Genomic DNA, 16,440 nt, shown 5'->3' on the forward strand with positions numbered 1-16,440 from the left:
CTGCGACGAGCTTCGCGCAGGAGCACAGGCGCAGGAGCTATACAGTTTTTATGCCGAAATTTTATATACTTTCTCTTAAAGTGCGCTGGCTCATTCTTTAAAAAATGGGGATAATGAAAATAAGGTTAGTTAAAAGAAATTATGTTAGGGGAATAATGTCATGACAGAGAATAAAATTGAAGTTGGTAAAATATTTTCGGTGCTAGATGAAAATGATCAAGAACAAGAAATGAAAGTGTTGGGTTTGTTAACTGTTGAAGAAACTGTCTACGCTGCTGTTTGTTTCATAGTAGACATTCAAGAAGAGTCGGAAAAAGATATCGATATTTTCTTTTTACAAGTTAACAATGAGGAAGAACTATCCATGATTGAAAGTGAAGATGAATTTGAAAAGGTATCAGCTGCGTTTCATAAGCTGGAGAAAAATATTCGTTCGAAAAAAAGAGGAAAGAAACGTTAATTTTAGAAATAAGAAAATCAATTATAAGAGCGTCAAGCCAGGATCAATAGGCTTGACGCTCTTATTTTGATTGGTTTGTCAAATTAATCGAGACAACTTATCATATAGTACAAACAGTACTGCATATCTTAAAAGGATGTTAAATGAAGAGGAGAGTGCACTTCTACTGTGGTGAAATATAAGAATAATTGGATTCCAACAAAAACACTGGAAGAAATGTCTGGGACAAATTATGACGTCCTCATTGTGGGAACTGGCCCTGGTGGTGGTGCAACTTTACAGAGGCTTTGTGAACTGTGGAAAAATCAAGGGGCAAAAAAAATTGGAATTCTGGAAATGGGAGATAAGTTATTTCATTCCCATTCACTTAACATTCCCACGCAGAATGTAAATACTGCAAGAGATGAACTTCTTCCAGGAAATTCAACAGCAGTAGGTGAACGCTTGCCTCAATTTTCTGGAGCCAGAATGGTTTATGCACTTGGGGGTAGATCATTATTTTGGAATGCGGCGACTCCAAGACCAATTAGATCAGAGCTAGGTAAATGGCCGATTCACCCTCGGTAATTGAACGCATATTATGGGATGGCCGAGAAATTAATGAATGTTACAACTGATTATGCGAAAGGTTCATCGATACAAAATACTCTTTTAAAGAGGCTCCATGCAAGTGGTATACTCGAAGCAAATGATATGCCAGTTGCTTTTGATATGACACCCTCCCGGCAAGGAGAAGTACATTCAAATCCTTGGTTCAGTTCGATCAATGCTCTAGCAGCTGCTCTTTTTGATCGACCATATGATCTCGCTGTAAATGCCAATGTTTCTCGGGTAATTGTTGAAAATGGAAAAACAGTTGGAGTGGAAGTATTTTCCTTGGATAAGAAAGCTCATACTATTCGAGCGAAAAATGTTGTTCTGTCTGCGAGTACTTTAGAGACTCCACGTCTGTTGCTTAATTCTGGTATTCAAGGTCCTGCTATTGGCCGTTATTTAACAGGGCATGTGTCCATCATCGCCATTGGAACAATCAGTCGAAATCAGTTTTCAGATAAACTTGGCAATGTATCTATTTTGAAATTTGAGACAAATGAATCACCGTATCATATTCAGATTCTTGGGTCTGATCAATATTTTTCCTATTAGCAATTTGAAGATAAGGTTCTAAAAGATCAGCTTATGATTGTATATGCATCCTTTGGAAGAGTTGAGGCTCGGGCTGAGAACAGAGTGTATATTGATCCAACTGCAAAAGATGAATTCGGTATACCGTTACAACAAGTGCAATATTCTTTAAGTAATAAAGACCGTCAAGTAGCTGAACAAGTTAAGCAAGGAATTATTCAGTCAGCTGCTGCAATGGGAGTTACTTTAGATACCTCTACTCTAACTCTACGTCCACCTGGAAGTGACATGTACGAGGCTTCCACTTGTAGAATGGGCGATGATCCGGCGACTTCAACTACAAATCGTCATGCCCAAGTACATGGTGTGCAAGGGTTATTCGTAGCCGACAACAGCGTTCTTCCAACTCTAACTGCTGCTGGACCTGTACTTTCCAATGTAGCTTTAGCTATTAGGCTAGCAGATCACATTGTTCGTCAAACAGGTTAATCGCAGTATCCAACAAACATAACCCCATTCAAAATAGAATGGGGTTATGTTTGTTGGCTTGGTGAAATTACATAACTTTCTTTACTTTCGAGCACTTTATGCATAATTAATTAAAATAATAATAATGTTGACATATTTTTATCCTGATTTCAGGATAAATGTATTGACAATAATCTTCTATTTATGATAAAGTTATCTTTAATTAAAGATATATTAATTAAAGGCATGTTGAATTATTTTTACTCTATATAAAAGTTTAAGTCATTAAACATAAATAAATAGGATATCTTGTAATGGAAAAAATTTTTTAATAATTATCTCGAATACGAGAATTATTGATTCTGTATAAATTAGAGGAGGAAATATAATGAACCATTTAAAAGGAATACACCATGTAACAGCGATTACAAGTAGTGCAGAAAAAAACTACGAGTTTTTCACATTTGTATTAGGTATGCGTTTAGTAAAGAAAACAGTTAACCAAGATGATATTCAAACATATCACTTATTCTTCGCAGACGATAAAGGGTCAGCAGGTACAGATATGACATTCTTCGATTTCCCAGGTATTCCAAAAGGAACACACGGAACGAATGAGATTTATAAAACAGCTTTCCGTGTACCGACAGATGCGGCACTTGATTACTGGTTGAAACGCTTTGAAAAGTACGAAGTAAAAAATACAGGTATAGAAGAAGTGTTTGGGAAGCAAACTATCTCATTCGTGGACTTTGATGATCAACAATATATGTTGGTTTCTGATGAATTGAATGTAGGTATAGAATCAGGAACACCTTGGAAAAATGGCCCAGTACCACTTGAATTTGCAATTACAGGTTTAGGACCAATTCATATTCGTATCGCACAATATGATTACCTTAAGGGAGTTTTGGAAAAAGTAATGTTAATGCGTGAAATCGCAAAAGAAGATTCGCTTTATTTATTTGAATTTGGTGAAGGTGGAAATGGGGCACAAGTAATTGTGGAACATAATACGACCTTGCCAGCTGGTCGACAAGGCTACGGTACAGTTCATCATGCAGCTTTCCGCGTGGAAGATACAAAAGTGTTATATGAGTGGATTGACCATATGCAAGCAGCTGGTTTTGGTACTTCAGGGTATGTGGATCGCTTCTTCTTTGAATCATTATATTCACGTGTAGCACCTGGCATCCTTTTTGAATGGGCTACAGATGGTCCAGGGTTTATGGGAGACGAGCCTTATGAAACAGTAGGAGAAATCTTATCATTACCGCCATTCCTTGAAGGGAAACGCGAACAAATTGAGGCATCGGTGCGACCAATCGATACAGTACGTAGCGCGCTTGCTATAGAAAAAGAATACTTATAAGGAGGTGGAATATAAAAAATGGGTTTTTTAAATAAATTATTTGGCACACAAGAACAAAAACATGAGGAGGAAAAAACAATGACAAAATCAAATATAGGTATTATTTTAGGATCAACACGTGAAGGTCGCGTAAGTCCACAAGTAGGGGCATGGGTAAAAGAATTAGCTGATAAACGTGGAGATGCAAACTATACGATTATCGATATCGCAGACTTCAAATTACCACTATTAGGTGAACCAGGCGGCGACGCATCAGGTGCAGCAGCATGGTCAGCAGCCGTTGCAAAACAAGATGGTTTCGTATTCATCGTTCAAGAATACAACCACTCAATCACTGGAGCACTTAAAAATGCATTAGATTACTTACGTGAAGAGTGGAACAATAAAGCTGCAGGTATCGTATCTTACGGTTCAGTAGGTGGAGCTCGTGCAACAGAACATTTACGTGGAATTTTAAGTGAATTACTAGTAGCACACGTTCGTGTACACCCAGCATTATCATTATTTACTGACTTTGAAAATGGTACAGATTTCAAACCAGCTGCAGTTCAAGCAGATTCAGTAAACCAAATGTTAGACCAAGTTATTCCTTGGACAACTGCATTAAATACAGTTAGAAAATAATTTCAACTGATTATTTCTTTACATATCACAAAATGTGCATGAGCACATTTTGTGATTTATATGAATAAATTCTGGGCAAAGCGCTATCAAGTAGGTTGAAGGTTTTGCTCAGAATTTATAAAAGGTATCATTAATGGAACTAGATCTTTTTCAAAGAAACGGAGGAGTTATGATGAACAAAATAGCAGGACATCATCATATCTCGATGATTACGAAAAAAGGGCAACAAAACAATCAATTTTATCAAAAAGTGCTCGGACTGCGTAGAGTGAAAAAAACGGTCAATCAAGAAGATACGAGTATGTCTCATTTGTTTTATGGAGATTTAACAGGAAGTGCTGGAACAGAGCTATCCTTCTTTGAAATTCCAATGGTAGGAAGAACAAAACGAGGAACGAATGCCATTACACAAATTGGTTTATTGGTTCCATCTTATGATAGTTTACTATACTGGAAGAGAAGATTTGAATTACTCGACGTAAAACACGGGGAGTTGACCATGTATGCAGGACGAGAAGCGCTTCATTTTGAAGATTGTGAGGGATTACGCCTTGTCCTTTTAAATAATAATGGGGAAGAAATCCCAGCATATTGGCAGTCTTGGGACGATTCAATTGTTTTACATGAGCATCGTATTCTTGGCATGGGTGCAGTGGAAATGACCGTGCAATCCCTAGATAGTTTAGCGAATACATTAGAAAACTTGTTTGGCTATGAACTTGTTTCGCGAACAACAAGCGGAGCCATCTACCAATCTGTAAAAGGACAAGCTTTTGGTGAAATTGTAATTGTCGAACAAGATGGTCCAAATGAAAAACCAGGAAAAGGAAGTGTGCATCACTTAGCGATTCGAGTAAAAGACGGTGATGAACTGCGAGCCTGGAAACAGCGTATTCAAGATTTTGGTTTTGAGGTTATGAAAATAACAGACCGCTACTATTTTGAGAGTTTATATTTTAGAGAAAAAAATGGCATTTTATTTGAGTTAGCGACTGATGGGCCAGGCTTTACAGTCGATTCGTCTATTGAATCCCTGGGTAAAGATTTAGACTTACCGCCATTTTTAGAAGGTAAGCGAGCAGAAATCGAAGCGAAATTAGAACCAATTGAGTAAAAGCAAGTAGTCGACTTTAAGGAGGAAATAGTAATGAAAAAACAATCAACAGGAATTCACCATATTACAGCAATCGTTGGTCATCCACAGGAAAATATTGATTTTTATGCAGGGGTATTAGGTTTACGTTTAGTCAAACAAACAGTGAATTTTGATGATCCAGGCACATACCATCTATACTTTGGAAATGGTGGAGGGAAACCGGGCACAATTATTACGTTTTTCCCTTGGGCAAATGCTTATCCAGGACAAATTGGTGACGGACAAGTGGGAGTTACAACGTATGTAGTGCCAACAGGAGCAATAAGTTTTTGGGTCAATCGTCTTGCAACATTTGCGGTTCCATTTACAAAAGCAGAGCGTTTTGGCGAACAAGTAATTCAATTCGACGATCCGCATGGCTTGCATCTTGAAATCGTTGAACGCGAAGCTGGAGAACAAAACGATTGGACATTTGGAGGAGTAACACCAGAAGTTGCGATTAAAGGTTTTGGTGGTGCAACACTTTACTCAAGCAGACCAGAAGAAACAGCTAAAACACTAACGGATGTAATGGGGCTGGAATTGGTTGGAACTGAAGGCGACTATACCCGATTTAAAGCTACGGCTGATATTGGCAATATTATAGATTTAAAAATGGTCACAGGTGTAAAAGGATCTATGGGTGTTGGTACCGTTCACCATATTGCATGGCGAGCAATTGATGATGCAGATCATGTTGAATGGCAACAACATGCCATTAATCTTGGGCAACGTGTAACAGAAGTTAAGGACCGTAATTATTTCAATGCGTTGTACTTCCGTGAATCAGGCGAAATATTATTTGAAATCGCAACTGATCCACCGGGATTTGCACATGATGAATCACCTGAATCAATGGGTACTAAATTAATGTTACCTGCACAATACGAACAAAAACGTGAGTCATTAGTCAACTCGCTTATTCCAATTCAAGTGCGTCCAATTGATTAACAAAGGTACCATTTATTAGATAGCCCTAAATTTAGAGCTTATTATTTACTGAAAACTAATCGGTAACCAACCCGATTAGTTTTTTATGCTTTCAAATGCTTAGTCGAGAGGGTTGGTAAATTGGAATTTAATAGTCAGCCAGATGTGGAGAATAATGTATTAGAAATTGTATGGAACAATACAAATGAAGCTATATTTACTATTGATTATGATGGACAAATTCTTTCTGCTAATCCATCCTTTACAACTATTTTGGGTTGGAAGGTAATGGATTTAAGCGAAGTTAATTACTTTCCATTTTTTGTAGATTTTTCACCAAAAGAGCATAAGCAACAATTGGCACAATTTAAGGAAGGGCATGATATTCCGTACTATGTAACAAAAAGGAAACGAAAAGATGGCAAGATTTTAGATATATTAGCTTCTTATCGTGCGATTAATAATGGAGAAGTACTGGCTGTTGGTATGTATAAGGACTTTTCCGAACAAATGAACATTCAACGTAGACTTCAAGCCAGTGAAGATCGCTATCGCAGTTTAGTTGAATTTATACCAGATGCGATTTTTGTTGAAAATAACGGGGAAATTGTCTTTGTAAATTCGGTTGGCATCCATTTAGTAGGGGCTAAAAGTGAAAAATATGTGCTCGGGCAGTCTGTTTGGCAGTTTATTGTGACAGATGATCTAGCTACGTTTAAAACAAAAGTTCATCAAGCTATGTCTACAAAAGAGCCAATTATTGAACAATTTTTACGCTTAGACGGAGAAATGATATGGACGGAAATTATAGCGATGTCCATGGTTTTCGAAGGTGAATCTGTTATTCAAGTATTACTTCGAGATGTTACCTTAAAGAAAAATTATGAAGAACAACTTGAATACTTGGCATTTCATGATCCATTAACGGGTTTAACAAATCGACGTTATTTTACAGAACAAATTAATCAAGCGATTGAAACTGCACAGAAAGAGAATCGAATGCTGGCAGTGATGTATATCGATATCGATATCGATAAATTTAAAAGCATTAATGATTCGCTAGGTCATGAAGTTGGAGATCAACTTTTAAAACAATTTGCAAGTCGGTTAAAAGAGAACGTTCGAGAAGAAGATATTCTTTGCCGTGTCGGAGGAGATGAATTTCTTGTACTATTAAATGGCATGAAGGAAAAGAAAGTCGTCGTTGATATTGTGTCGCGCTTACATAAAGCCTTTCAACAACCTTATCTCATTGACAATCATAAAATTGTCGTGACATCAAGTATGGGAATTGCAGTATTCCCACAAGATGGAATAAATTCTAAAATTCTGATTTCACGTTCTGACATAGCACTCTATCAAGCGAAAGAACAGCGTAATGATTTCCAATTTTATGAACTAGAGAAAACTTTGTAGGAAACATGTATAAAATTCAGTCAGTTAGAGGTGTGGTCTCATTGAAAACTATACAAAAGATGTTTGATCATTTAAATTGGGCGAACCAACGAATACTTAAAACGTTGCAAAATATGGAGGATAGAAATAAAGAAATAGATCGTTTATTTTCGCATATACTATTTGGAGAAAAAATTTGGATAACTAGATTACAGGGATTGGACAGTTCACAATTGCCGGTCTGGTTAGATGTTGATATGGATGACTGTGCAGAACTTATAACGCAAAATGAAGGGAGTTTTACGGAGTATCTTACTCATTTATCAAATGATGATCTGGATAATTTAATAATCTACACAAATAGTAAAGGAACAGAGTTTAAGCATTCTGCACGCGATATTTTCACTCATGTAGCATTACATGGTCAGTATCATAGAGGTCAGATAAACTCACGAATTCGAGCAACTGGTTTTGAACCAGTTAATATTGATTTTATTAAATTCTTAGATAGTGATCATTGACTATTGATCAGATTCGAATTCTAAAGTATTGGAAGATTGAATCTTTTATACAAAAAAATTCGTACGACTCCCGGAGAAAAGAAGATATTTTCAAGCTCACTTCAAAAAAACATGAAAATTTTCTGCGGGTTATGATATGGTAAACTATCTACAAATAAAATAATAGAAGGTGAACACAATGCTAGAAGTTAGTGAAAGTAAATTAGCGCAGTATGTCATGCATTATGTGAGCGATGGGCTCGTGCTAGGACATGAAGCATTCCCACAGCCAGAGGTTATGCTTGAAGCAGCCTTTACTCAACTTGCATTCCATAAACTCGACCTAGAGCAACAATACGAATTTTTTCATGAGACGGATATTGGATTCAATGAAGTGTATACATACGTAAAGAGTATTTTTGATAATCATCCTAGTTTTCTAGAACAATCCAAAAATATAGCCCAGCATTTACATAGTGTATCGCAACATCCAAATATAAAAAGTGGTGAATTGTTCGTCGGCTTATTTGAAAATTGCGTATGGAATAATGAAGTCAAAACAGCGTTAGCCATAGTGAAAATTGATGAAAAAGAAATGTTTTTAGATGTGAAAAATGAGCAAAACGAAATGATTGTGAACGGTATCGATGGCATTAATGTGAAGAAAATTAATAATGTTGTCGTCATAGTCGATTTGGGTCAAGACGAAATGCCTGCAGTATTCTTGAAAACGAAAAAGAAAGAAGATGTCGTGTACTGGCAAGAGCGTTTTTTAAAACTCAAAGTGGCGGACGAAAGCTTCCATAAAACGAATTTAGCATTAACAGAATGTAAAAAATATATTTTAAAAGAAGATAGTTATACAAATACCGATAAACTAGGTTTTTTAAACAAAACGCTCGAATACTTTAGAAACGAAGAACAGTTTCAAGTGGAAGACTATATTGAAACGGTATTTGAAGCTGCTGATGAGGTCCAAAAAGATATCTTGATCAATACGGTAAAGCCTTATGAAACGAAAATTTCAGAGAGTGGGATTGTGAAGGCAGAAAAAAGTTATAAGCGTAAAATTAAACTCGATGCCAATATTGAAATTCAAGTAAACGTAAGTGATATCACGCAAATAAATGAACTGATTGAAGTGGGCTATGACGAAGTGACGAATCGAAAGTTTTATAAAATTTATTTCGATGAAGAAACGTAAACATAATGACTTAATCCTTCAACTCGTAGAATTATTCTAATGGATGGAATAGGAAATGAAGTAAAGAAAGGAATCTAATATGACCTTACAACAATTAAAATATGTGATTGAAGTGGCAAGAAGTCGTTCGATTAGTAAAGCAGCTCAGAATTTGTTTATTAGTCAGCCAAGCCTATCCAACGCTCTAAAAGAAGTAGAGAAAGAAATGGGAATCACGATTTTTTCAAGAACTAATAAGGGAATTATGATTACTGTTGAAGGCTCGGAGTTTTTAGGTTATGCAAGGCAGGTTGTTGAACAAGCGGAGCTTCTTGAAAATCGCTATACCAATACACAACAAGCTCCTCAGCAACATTTTTCTGTATCAGCTCAGCACTATGCTTTTGCAGTGAGTGCCTTTGTACAACTATTAAAAGATTATGATCGGGAGGAATATGAGTTCACTTTACGAGAAACGAAGACATTTGAAATCATCGATGATGTGAAAAACTTACGAAGTGAAATTGGTATTTTATATGTAAATGAGTTCAACCATAAGGTGATTCATAAGTTTCTAAGAGAAGGGAATTTAATATTTCATGAGCTGTTTGAAGCCAAACCACATGTTTTTATAAGTTCAAAAAACCCACTTGTGAAAAAAGATTATGTCACATTCTCTGATTTAATTCCTTACCCATACCTCTCTTTTGAACAAGGAGATTATAATTCCTTTTATTTTTCTGAGGAGATTTTGAGCACTCTTTCTAGACCAAAAAATATTCGGGTTAGTGACCGGGCTACTTTATTTAATTTACTTATTGGATTAAATGGCTACACAATTTCGACAGGAGTCATTAGTCATGAATTAAACCATGATATTATTGCTGTTCCTTTGAACGTGGATGAGCGGATTACCGTTGGATATATTACCCATAAAAATGTAACGAACAGTACATTGGCTAATATCTATATTCAGTATTTAAAAGAATCGATCGCCGAAGAACAATCTCATCTATAGTTTAAAACTATAGTGGAAGATAGATTTTAAGTGTTATGTTATATCTATTTTCCCATGCTATACTTCATTTACAACCAATAAGAAAAGTGGAAGTGCCTATTACTGCCCCGACAGGCAAATGGGGAATCGCGAGGAGGCAGTTCCTCAGCCACCGCAGTGATTCCCCATTTGACCCCGAGGGGCAAGGCACTGTAGCTAGACATATTATGCAGAAATTTTATATAATTTCTTACTTTTTAAGAAAAGCGCTAGTTGCAGTAATTACTCCTTTTCTCTTTATGAGAAGAAGGTTTTTAGATATTAAAGAAAGCAGGAGATCATATATGACAAAAACACTAAGTAAAGCTCCATTTAGAGCAGATCATGTCGGTAGTTTTCTAAGAACGGAACCGATTAAAGAAGCAAGAATTGCCTTTGCAAATGAGGAAATTAACAAGGATGCCTTAAAAGCTATAGAGGATATTGAAATTGAGAAACTTGTACAAAAGCAAATCAGTGTGGGGCTTAAGTCAATTACTGATGGTGAGTTTAGACGTTCTTGGTGGCACTTAGATTTCTTATCAGGTCTAAAAGGAGTAAAACTATTTGAAACGGAATATGTAAGTAACTTTAAAGGGGCTAAAACTAGAAATAATGCCATTAAAGTGGTAGATAAAGTAGACTTTGATAATCATTATATGGTAGAACACTTTAAGTTCTTAAAAGAGGCAGTAGAAAAATATGGTGATGGAAGTCAAGTTGCTAAGTTCGCCATTCCAAGTCCCAATATGTTATTTACTAGAATTCAAGGTGATGAGTATTATAACGGAAACAAAGAGCAGCTCTATAATGATACCGTAACAGCGTATCAAAAAGCGATTCAAGCTTTCTATGATGCAGGTTGTCGCTATTTACAATTAGATGATACTTCTTGGATTGATTTTGTTTCGGAAGAACGTATAAAAGCAGTTGTTGAAAGACAAAACATGGAGTTGCAGGATATTATTGATACTAGAGTAAGTTGTTTAAATGATGCTATTTCTAAGAAACCTGATGATATGGTCATCACGATGCATATTTGTCGTGGTAACTTTAGGTCTACCTATATTACAAGTGGTGGATATGACTCTATATCAGATGCAATATTTGCTAACCTAAATGTCGATGGACTCTTCCTAGAATATGATGATCAACGTTCAGGCGATTTTGAACCATTAAAAAGTTTTAAACGTAATGACCAAACAGTCGTATTGGGATTGATCACATCTAAATTCCCAGAATTAGAAGATCAAGAAAGCATCAAAGATAGAATAAAGGAAGCAAGTCAATATATTCCTTTAGAAAATCTAGCATTAAGCCCTCAATGTGGATTCTCTAGCACAGAAGAAGGAAACATACTAACAGAAGATGAACAATGGAATAAAATTAGTCACATGATTAAAATAGCTAATAGTGTTTGGGGAAATAACTAAAAGTACTTTGAACTAAAAGATAGATTTGTAGACCCACTCTCCTCCTATAGTAGATAGGAAGAGAGTGGGTTAATTAAAAAGAATATAATGTGGCACTATACTTACTTAGTTATAACTTTAAACTATGATAAAATACATATCTTGTGTCTTAAACTATATGTATTTCTCCGTTCTACGCTTATTAACACAAACAAATGATCATGCCGATGCATCATCATATAGACATTTTATTGGAGGTATGTAATGAATCCTATTTCTTTCTTTGAGCAAAGTAAATTAAAACCGTTCCACATTCTATTAATTTTTTGGTTATTTATCATTATGATGTTTGAAGGATATGATGTCGTAATCTATGGTGCTACAATTCCCTTCTTAAAAGAATCTTGGGGGATTTCGAATATGGTAGCCGGTTCCATCGGTAGCTATACAACGATGGGCACAGCTGCTGGTGCGGTACTGTTCGGTCTATATTCAAATCATTTCGGTCGAAAGCGTATTATTATTTTTACGACAATGCTGTTTAGTATTTTTACAATGCTTTCAGGTTTTGCACCGAATGCAATCATCTTTACTATTTGTCGAGTAATTGCCGGCTTTGGCTTTGGAGGTGTTATGCCGAATATCGCTTCGCTTATTTCTGAATATTCACCAATAAAATATCGTGCTGCTATTATTTCATTTATTTTTTGTGGATATTCGGTTGGAGCGATGGGTGCTTCCTTCATCGGTCAAGCATTACTGACTGACTTTGGATGGCAACCAGTTTACTGGATTGGCGCTATTCCTTTAATTTGTATTCCATTCATGTTGAAAGCAATTCCAGAATCACTCGACTATTTGCTTCATAACAAACAACATGACCGCATTGCGATGGTTGTCGATAAAATTCAACCGAGCGTTGCTGCAACACTTGATTTTACTTATCAAAAGATCGCACAAGCACAAAAATCACCTATTAGTGCCCTTTTCAAAAAACAGTACGCCGTTTCAACGACTATGTTTTGGTTAGCTTGCTTCTGTACATTCATGTTGATGTATTCGCTTAATACTTGGTTACCTACATTAATGCTGCAGGCAGGCTATAACTTATCTTCAAGCTTAATGTTTGTTGCTGTGTTACAAATGGGTTCGATTGTTGGTACATTAATACTTGGTAATCTAATCCAAAGAATAGGGTTTAAAAATGTTTTAATTCCGCTTTATTTGGTTGGTGCAATTTGTTTAACACTAATTGGCTTTTCAACGAATCTATATTTAGCATACTTTTTAATTTTTCTCATAGGGGCTGCAACAGTTGGGCTGCAAAATATGTCCAATGCATTCGTTGCTGCGTACTATCCTGTCGACATCCGTTCGGCAGCACTTGGAAGTACAATGGCCTTTGGTCGCATCGGCTCTATTTTGGCTCCGACTTATGTGGCGGTGTTATTAACAATGAACCTGCAGCCACAATTTAACTTTATCGCCATTGGAATTGCGGCAGTATTCGGTATGATCGCATTGTTCTTTGTTAATGACAAACACGCCGATTATCAAACTACCCAGGAATCAGATATTAAAAACACCGAAACAGCTCAGTCATTATAAAGTGAAAGTAGATATAAAAACTAATATTAAAAAGAGAGTAGAGACTATGTTTTTCGTAGTCTCTACTCTCTTTTTAATATGCCAGTTAGATTATGGGTATTAGAATCTTGATGAACCGCATATATATAGTTAGTCAACACGAGAAAAGTAGAAAGTACGGGTAAAAAAAGGGGATTAAAATAATTGAGAAAGCAAAGAATGAAAGTGAAAAGACAGAATAAGAGGAAGAGAAAGGTTAATAAAATTGTTAAGGTGACCTCTTGGACAATCTTATCGCTTTTCCTCATAGGGTTGTTGGTACTTATTGGTTTGGTTTTCGGATATAAAGAGCATGTGGCAGCCATATATGACGAAGCAAATAGAAAAGTAGAGGCGATCAATGAAGGTACATTTAAAAATAAGACGGAAACGATTATTCATGATGATCAAGGCAATGTTATCAAAAAAGTAGCCGTGCATGATTACTTTTATATTGAAGATAAGGCCATTAAATCTGATATTAAAAATGCGGTCATTGCAATAGAAGATGAGCGATTTATGGAGCATGAAGGATATGATTTAAGAGCAATTACAAGAGCTGGAGTGGAGTTAATCAAAAACAAAGGGGCTATTACCCAGGGCGGAAGCACAATTACCCAACAATTAGTTAAAGTTCAGTTTTTAAGCTTGGATAAAATCTATACTAGAAAAATAGAAGAAGTGATTATAGCTGCTAAATTAGAAAAAAGGTATACAAAAGTACAAATCTTGGAGTTTTATTTAAATAATATTAACTACGGTAATGGTGCATATGGGATTGAAACAGCATCTAAAACGTATTTCAATAAATCTTCTAAAGATTTAACTGTTTCTGAAGTAGCCTTTTTAACAGCAATTCCAAATAATCCATCGGTCTATAATCCAGTACGAAATAAGGATAATACACTGGAAAGAAGAGATTTAATCTTATTCAAAATGAATGATCTAGGGTACATTACAGATCGACAATATAAAGAAGCGATTGCACAAGAAATCGTTTTGAATATGCCAGAAAAGGAATATGAACCTGAAACCTATGAAGTTTCTTTTGCCCTCAGTAGTGCAACCAAAATCCTAATGGAGAATGAAGGATTTAAATTTAAGTATTCTTTCGAGGATAATGAGGAACGTTTAAGCTATTGGGATGAGTACAATGATTTGTTCCTGCAGTTGAACAAGAAAATTCGTATTGGTGGATATACGATTCATACAACCATCGATATGGAAAAGCAAAAAATGCTACAAGAAAGCGTGAATCAACAACTAGCTGATTTCACTGAAAAAGATACTAAAACCGGCTTATATAAGTTGCAATCAGCCTCGGTAACAATTGATAACCAAACAGGAGATGTTGTGGCAATTGTTGGTGGAAGAACACAAGAAGATATATCCAACACTTATAACCGAGCATTCTTATCATTTCGTCAACCAGGTTCAATCATTAAACCTTTTGTAGCTTATACTCCAGCTTTTGAAAGAGGAATGTTAGCCACTTCTCAAATGACGGATAAATCGATTAAAAATGGACCTGTAAATGCGTATCGTAGTTATCGTGGGTTAATGACGTTAAGAGAAGCGGTAGAAAGATCTACTAATACGATTCCATTCCAACTAGTAAGTAAATATGGACCTAAGGAAATGCTTTCTTATTTAGAGGACATGAAATTTACGAATATTGTTCCAGAAGACAATAGTGCTGTAATAGCTATTGGAGGATTTACGTATGGAACCAGTACACTTGAAATGGCAAGTGCATACTCCACATTAGCGAATAACGGGGAATATGTACAGCCAACAGGTATTCAAAAAATTGTAGATGTAACCAATACGGTTTTATATGAGAATGAACATGAAAAGGAAAGAGTATATGATAGTGGTAGTGCCTATTTAATGACTGATGTATTAAAAGGGGTATCTACAAAATCATATGGTACAGGTAAAGGGTATGGCCTCTCCGATATGACAGTAGCGGTTAAAACCGGTACGACAAATAATAACAAAGATATATGGATGGCTGGATATACACCATTTTATACAACGGTTGTGTGGGTAGGAGAAGACATTCCTAAATCCATGAGTAATACCAGAAAAGCAAAGGAAATTTGGAATGATTATATGGAGAAAATCCATAAAGGAATAAAAGATCAAGACTTTATCAAGCCAGATCGAATCTCTTATATGTATATAAATCCAAAAACAGGAGAAGTAGATAAACATGACAATCATGGCTGGTGGAAAAAAGAATTAGTGCCTGAAATCTATTTTGAATTACAGCAAAGTAAAAAAGCAGAAGCTAAACAAACGAAAGAAATTCCAAAAGCAGAAGTAAAAAAAGAAAAAGTGGAAGAACCTCGAGTGAAAGAGAAACGTAAAGAGTTGGAAAGCGATGGGGCAACAAAAGAAGAATCAAATTTAGAAAAAAATGCCTCAAGTGCGTTAGCAGATTTAGAAAGAGCGGTCATTAGAGAACAAAGTGATATCGCTTATGTGGAAAATCTGAAGGTAAAAGTAAAAGAAGCAATTGAAAATGTAAAACTTCCTACTGTTCGTGAGAATCTTTATACACGATACAATAAGCAAGTAAATCGGTTGAAAGCGGAACGAAATAAAATTGAAAATCCAATACCAGTGGAAGTGCCGAAGCCGGTAGAAGAAAAGGTAAAGGAAGTAAAACCTAAAGAAGTAAAACCAACTGAACCGGTGACAAAACCAATAATTCCAGAAGAAGATATAGGAACAACCCAACCGGAACCAATTGAACCAGCTCCTAAACCAGAACCAAAACCAAAACCAGAACCAAAACCAGAACCAGAACCAAAACCAAAACCAAAACCAGAACCAAAACCAGAACCAAAACCAGAACCAGAACCAAAACCAAAACCAGTGGAAGAAGTGAAACCAGAAGAACCACCTGCTGCCGGTGAAGGAGAAGAAGAGGGGCCGTCCGATAGTGATATAAATGACTTAGGAAATGAGTAGATAAAAACAGTAAAGGTCCCTTTGGAATAAAGGGACCTTTACTATTTTTATATTGTCTTTAAATATAAAATTTATAATATTGACCTTTTACTAGTTAATTTCATAATTACTCATTTCAATAATAAAAGCGAAAATTCATCATTCATTCAAAACCCCGTAAAGCCTGGGCTGGGCTTAAATGATCTACTTATACAT

15 protein-coding genes are annotated in these 16,440 nt (G+C 35.9%); all 15 read left to right on the plus strand.

What is annotated here, in order from left to right; genetic code table 11:
- The first annotated feature begins 160 nt into the window (after nt 1–160).
- Nucleotides 161–460 (plus strand): DUF1292 domain-containing protein, encoded by a 300-nt coding sequence (locus C7437_RS02060; protein WP_111437983.1) that lies wholly within the window; start codon nt 161–163, stop codon nt 458–460.
- Between the two features lie 168 nt (nt 461–628).
- Nucleotides 629–1,027 (plus strand): hypothetical protein, encoded by a 399-nt coding sequence (locus C7437_RS17105; RefSeq protein ID WP_245909181.1) that lies wholly within the window; start codon nt 629–631, stop codon nt 1,025–1,027.
- A gap of 33 nt (nt 1,028–1,060) precedes the next feature.
- Nucleotides 1,061–1,606: a GMC family oxidoreductase N-terminal domain-containing protein gene (locus C7437_RS17110; RefSeq protein WP_245909182.1), complete on the plus strand. Its 546-nt coding sequence runs from the start codon at nt 1,061–1,063 to the stop codon at nt 1,604–1,606.
- A gap of 33 nt (nt 1,607–1,639) precedes the next feature.
- The gene (locus tag C7437_RS17115) at nt 1,640–2,074 is read left to right on the plus strand and encodes a GMC oxidoreductase (RefSeq protein ID WP_245909183.1); all 435 of its coding nucleotides are present in this window, start codon (nt 1,640–1,642) and stop codon (nt 2,072–2,074) included.
- Between the two features lie 367 nt (nt 2,075–2,441).
- The gene (locus C7437_RS02070) at nt 2,442–3,425 is read left to right on the plus strand and encodes a ring-cleaving dioxygenase (RefSeq protein ID WP_111437984.1); all 984 of its coding nucleotides are present in this window, start codon (nt 2,442–2,444) and stop codon (nt 3,423–3,425) included.
- 18 nt (nt 3,426–3,443) lie between these two features.
- Nucleotides 3,444–4,049, plus strand: coding sequence for an NADPH-dependent FMN reductase (locus C7437_RS02075; RefSeq protein WP_111437985.1), 606 nt, complete (start codon nt 3,444–3,446; stop codon nt 4,047–4,049).
- A gap of 172 nt (nt 4,050–4,221) precedes the next feature.
- A complete protein-coding gene (locus tag C7437_RS02080) occupies nt 4,222–5,163 on the plus strand; it encodes a ring-cleaving dioxygenase (protein WP_111438963.1) in 942 nt (313 codons plus the stop codon).
- Nucleotides 5,164–5,196: 33 nt separating this feature from the next.
- Nucleotides 5,197–6,135 carry a ring-cleaving dioxygenase gene (locus C7437_RS02085; RefSeq protein ID WP_111437986.1) on the plus strand — a complete coding sequence of 313 codons (939 nt, stop codon included), beginning with the start codon at nt 5,197–5,199 and terminating at the stop codon, nt 6,133–6,135.
- Between the two features lie 120 nt (nt 6,136–6,255).
- Nucleotides 6,256–7,530 (plus strand): sensor domain-containing diguanylate cyclase, encoded by a 1,275-nt coding sequence (locus C7437_RS02090; RefSeq protein ID WP_111437987.1) that lies wholly within the window; start codon nt 6,256–6,258, stop codon nt 7,528–7,530.
- A 41-nt stretch (nt 7,531–7,571) separates the two neighbouring features.
- A complete protein-coding gene (locus C7437_RS02095; RefSeq protein WP_111437988.1) occupies nt 7,572–8,030 on the plus strand; it encodes a DinB family protein in 459 nt (152 codons plus the stop codon).
- Between the two features lie 178 nt (nt 8,031–8,208).
- A complete protein-coding gene (locus C7437_RS02100) occupies nt 8,209–9,213 on the plus strand; it encodes a nucleoid-associated protein (protein ID WP_111437989.1) in 1,005 nt (334 codons plus the stop codon).
- Nucleotides 9,214–9,292: 79 nt separating this feature from the next.
- Nucleotides 9,293–10,210, plus strand: coding sequence for a LysR family transcriptional regulator (locus C7437_RS02105; RefSeq protein WP_111437990.1), 918 nt, complete (start codon nt 9,293–9,295; stop codon nt 10,208–10,210).
- Nucleotides 10,211–10,533: 323 nt separating this feature from the next.
- Entirely contained in the window at nt 10,534–11,661 is a 1,128-nt protein-coding gene (locus tag C7437_RS02110; protein ID WP_111437991.1) for a 5-methyltetrahydropteroyltriglutamate--homocysteine S-methyltransferase, read from the plus strand.
- A gap of 243 nt (nt 11,662–11,904) precedes the next feature.
- Nucleotides 11,905–13,248, plus strand: a complete 1,344-nt coding sequence (locus tag C7437_RS02115; RefSeq protein ID WP_111437992.1) for an MFS transporter — start codon at nt 11,905–11,907, stop codon at nt 13,246–13,248.
- 183 nt (nt 13,249–13,431) lie between these two features.
- Entirely contained in the window at nt 13,432–16,245 is a 2,814-nt protein-coding gene (locus C7437_RS02120; protein WP_111437993.1) for a transglycosylase domain-containing protein, read from the plus strand.
- Nucleotides 16,246–16,440: the final 195 nt, after the last annotated feature.

Origin of the sequence: Psychrobacillus insolitus (assembly GCF_003254155.1) — a bacterium.
Classification (GTDB): Bacteria; Bacillota; Bacilli; order Bacillales_A; family Planococcaceae; genus Psychrobacillus; species Psychrobacillus insolitus.

Coding starts and splice junctions, on each gene's coding strand:
- C7437_RS02060 (WP_111437983.1), top strand. CDS start 161: ATGACAGAGAATAAAATTGAAGTTGGTAAAATATTTTCGGTGCTAGAT.
- C7437_RS17110 (WP_245909182.1), top strand. CDS start 1,061: ATGAATGTTACAACTGATTATGCGAAAGGTTCATCGATACAAAATACT.
- C7437_RS17115 (WP_245909183.1), top strand. CDS start 1,640: ATGATTGTATATGCATCCTTTGGAAGAGTTGAGGCTCGGGCTGAGAAC.
- C7437_RS02070 (WP_111437984.1), top strand. CDS start 2,442: ATGAACCATTTAAAAGGAATACACCATGTAACAGCGATTACAAGTAGT.
- C7437_RS02075 (WP_111437985.1), top strand. CDS start 3,444: ATGGGTTTTTTAAATAAATTATTTGGCACACAAGAACAAAAACATGAG.
- C7437_RS02080 (WP_111438963.1), top strand. CDS start 4,222: ATGAACAAAATAGCAGGACATCATCATATCTCGATGATTACGAAAAAA.
- C7437_RS02085 (WP_111437986.1), top strand. CDS start 5,197: ATGAAAAAACAATCAACAGGAATTCACCATATTACAGCAATCGTTGGT.
- C7437_RS02100 (WP_111437989.1), top strand. CDS start 8,209: ATGCTAGAAGTTAGTGAAAGTAAATTAGCGCAGTATGTCATGCATTAT.
- C7437_RS02105 (WP_111437990.1), top strand. CDS start 9,293: ATGACCTTACAACAATTAAAATATGTGATTGAAGTGGCAAGAAGTCGT.
- C7437_RS02110 (WP_111437991.1), top strand. CDS start 10,534: ATGACAAAAACACTAAGTAAAGCTCCATTTAGAGCAGATCATGTCGGT.
- C7437_RS02115 (WP_111437992.1), top strand. CDS start 11,905: ATGAATCCTATTTCTTTCTTTGAGCAAAGTAAATTAAAACCGTTCCAC.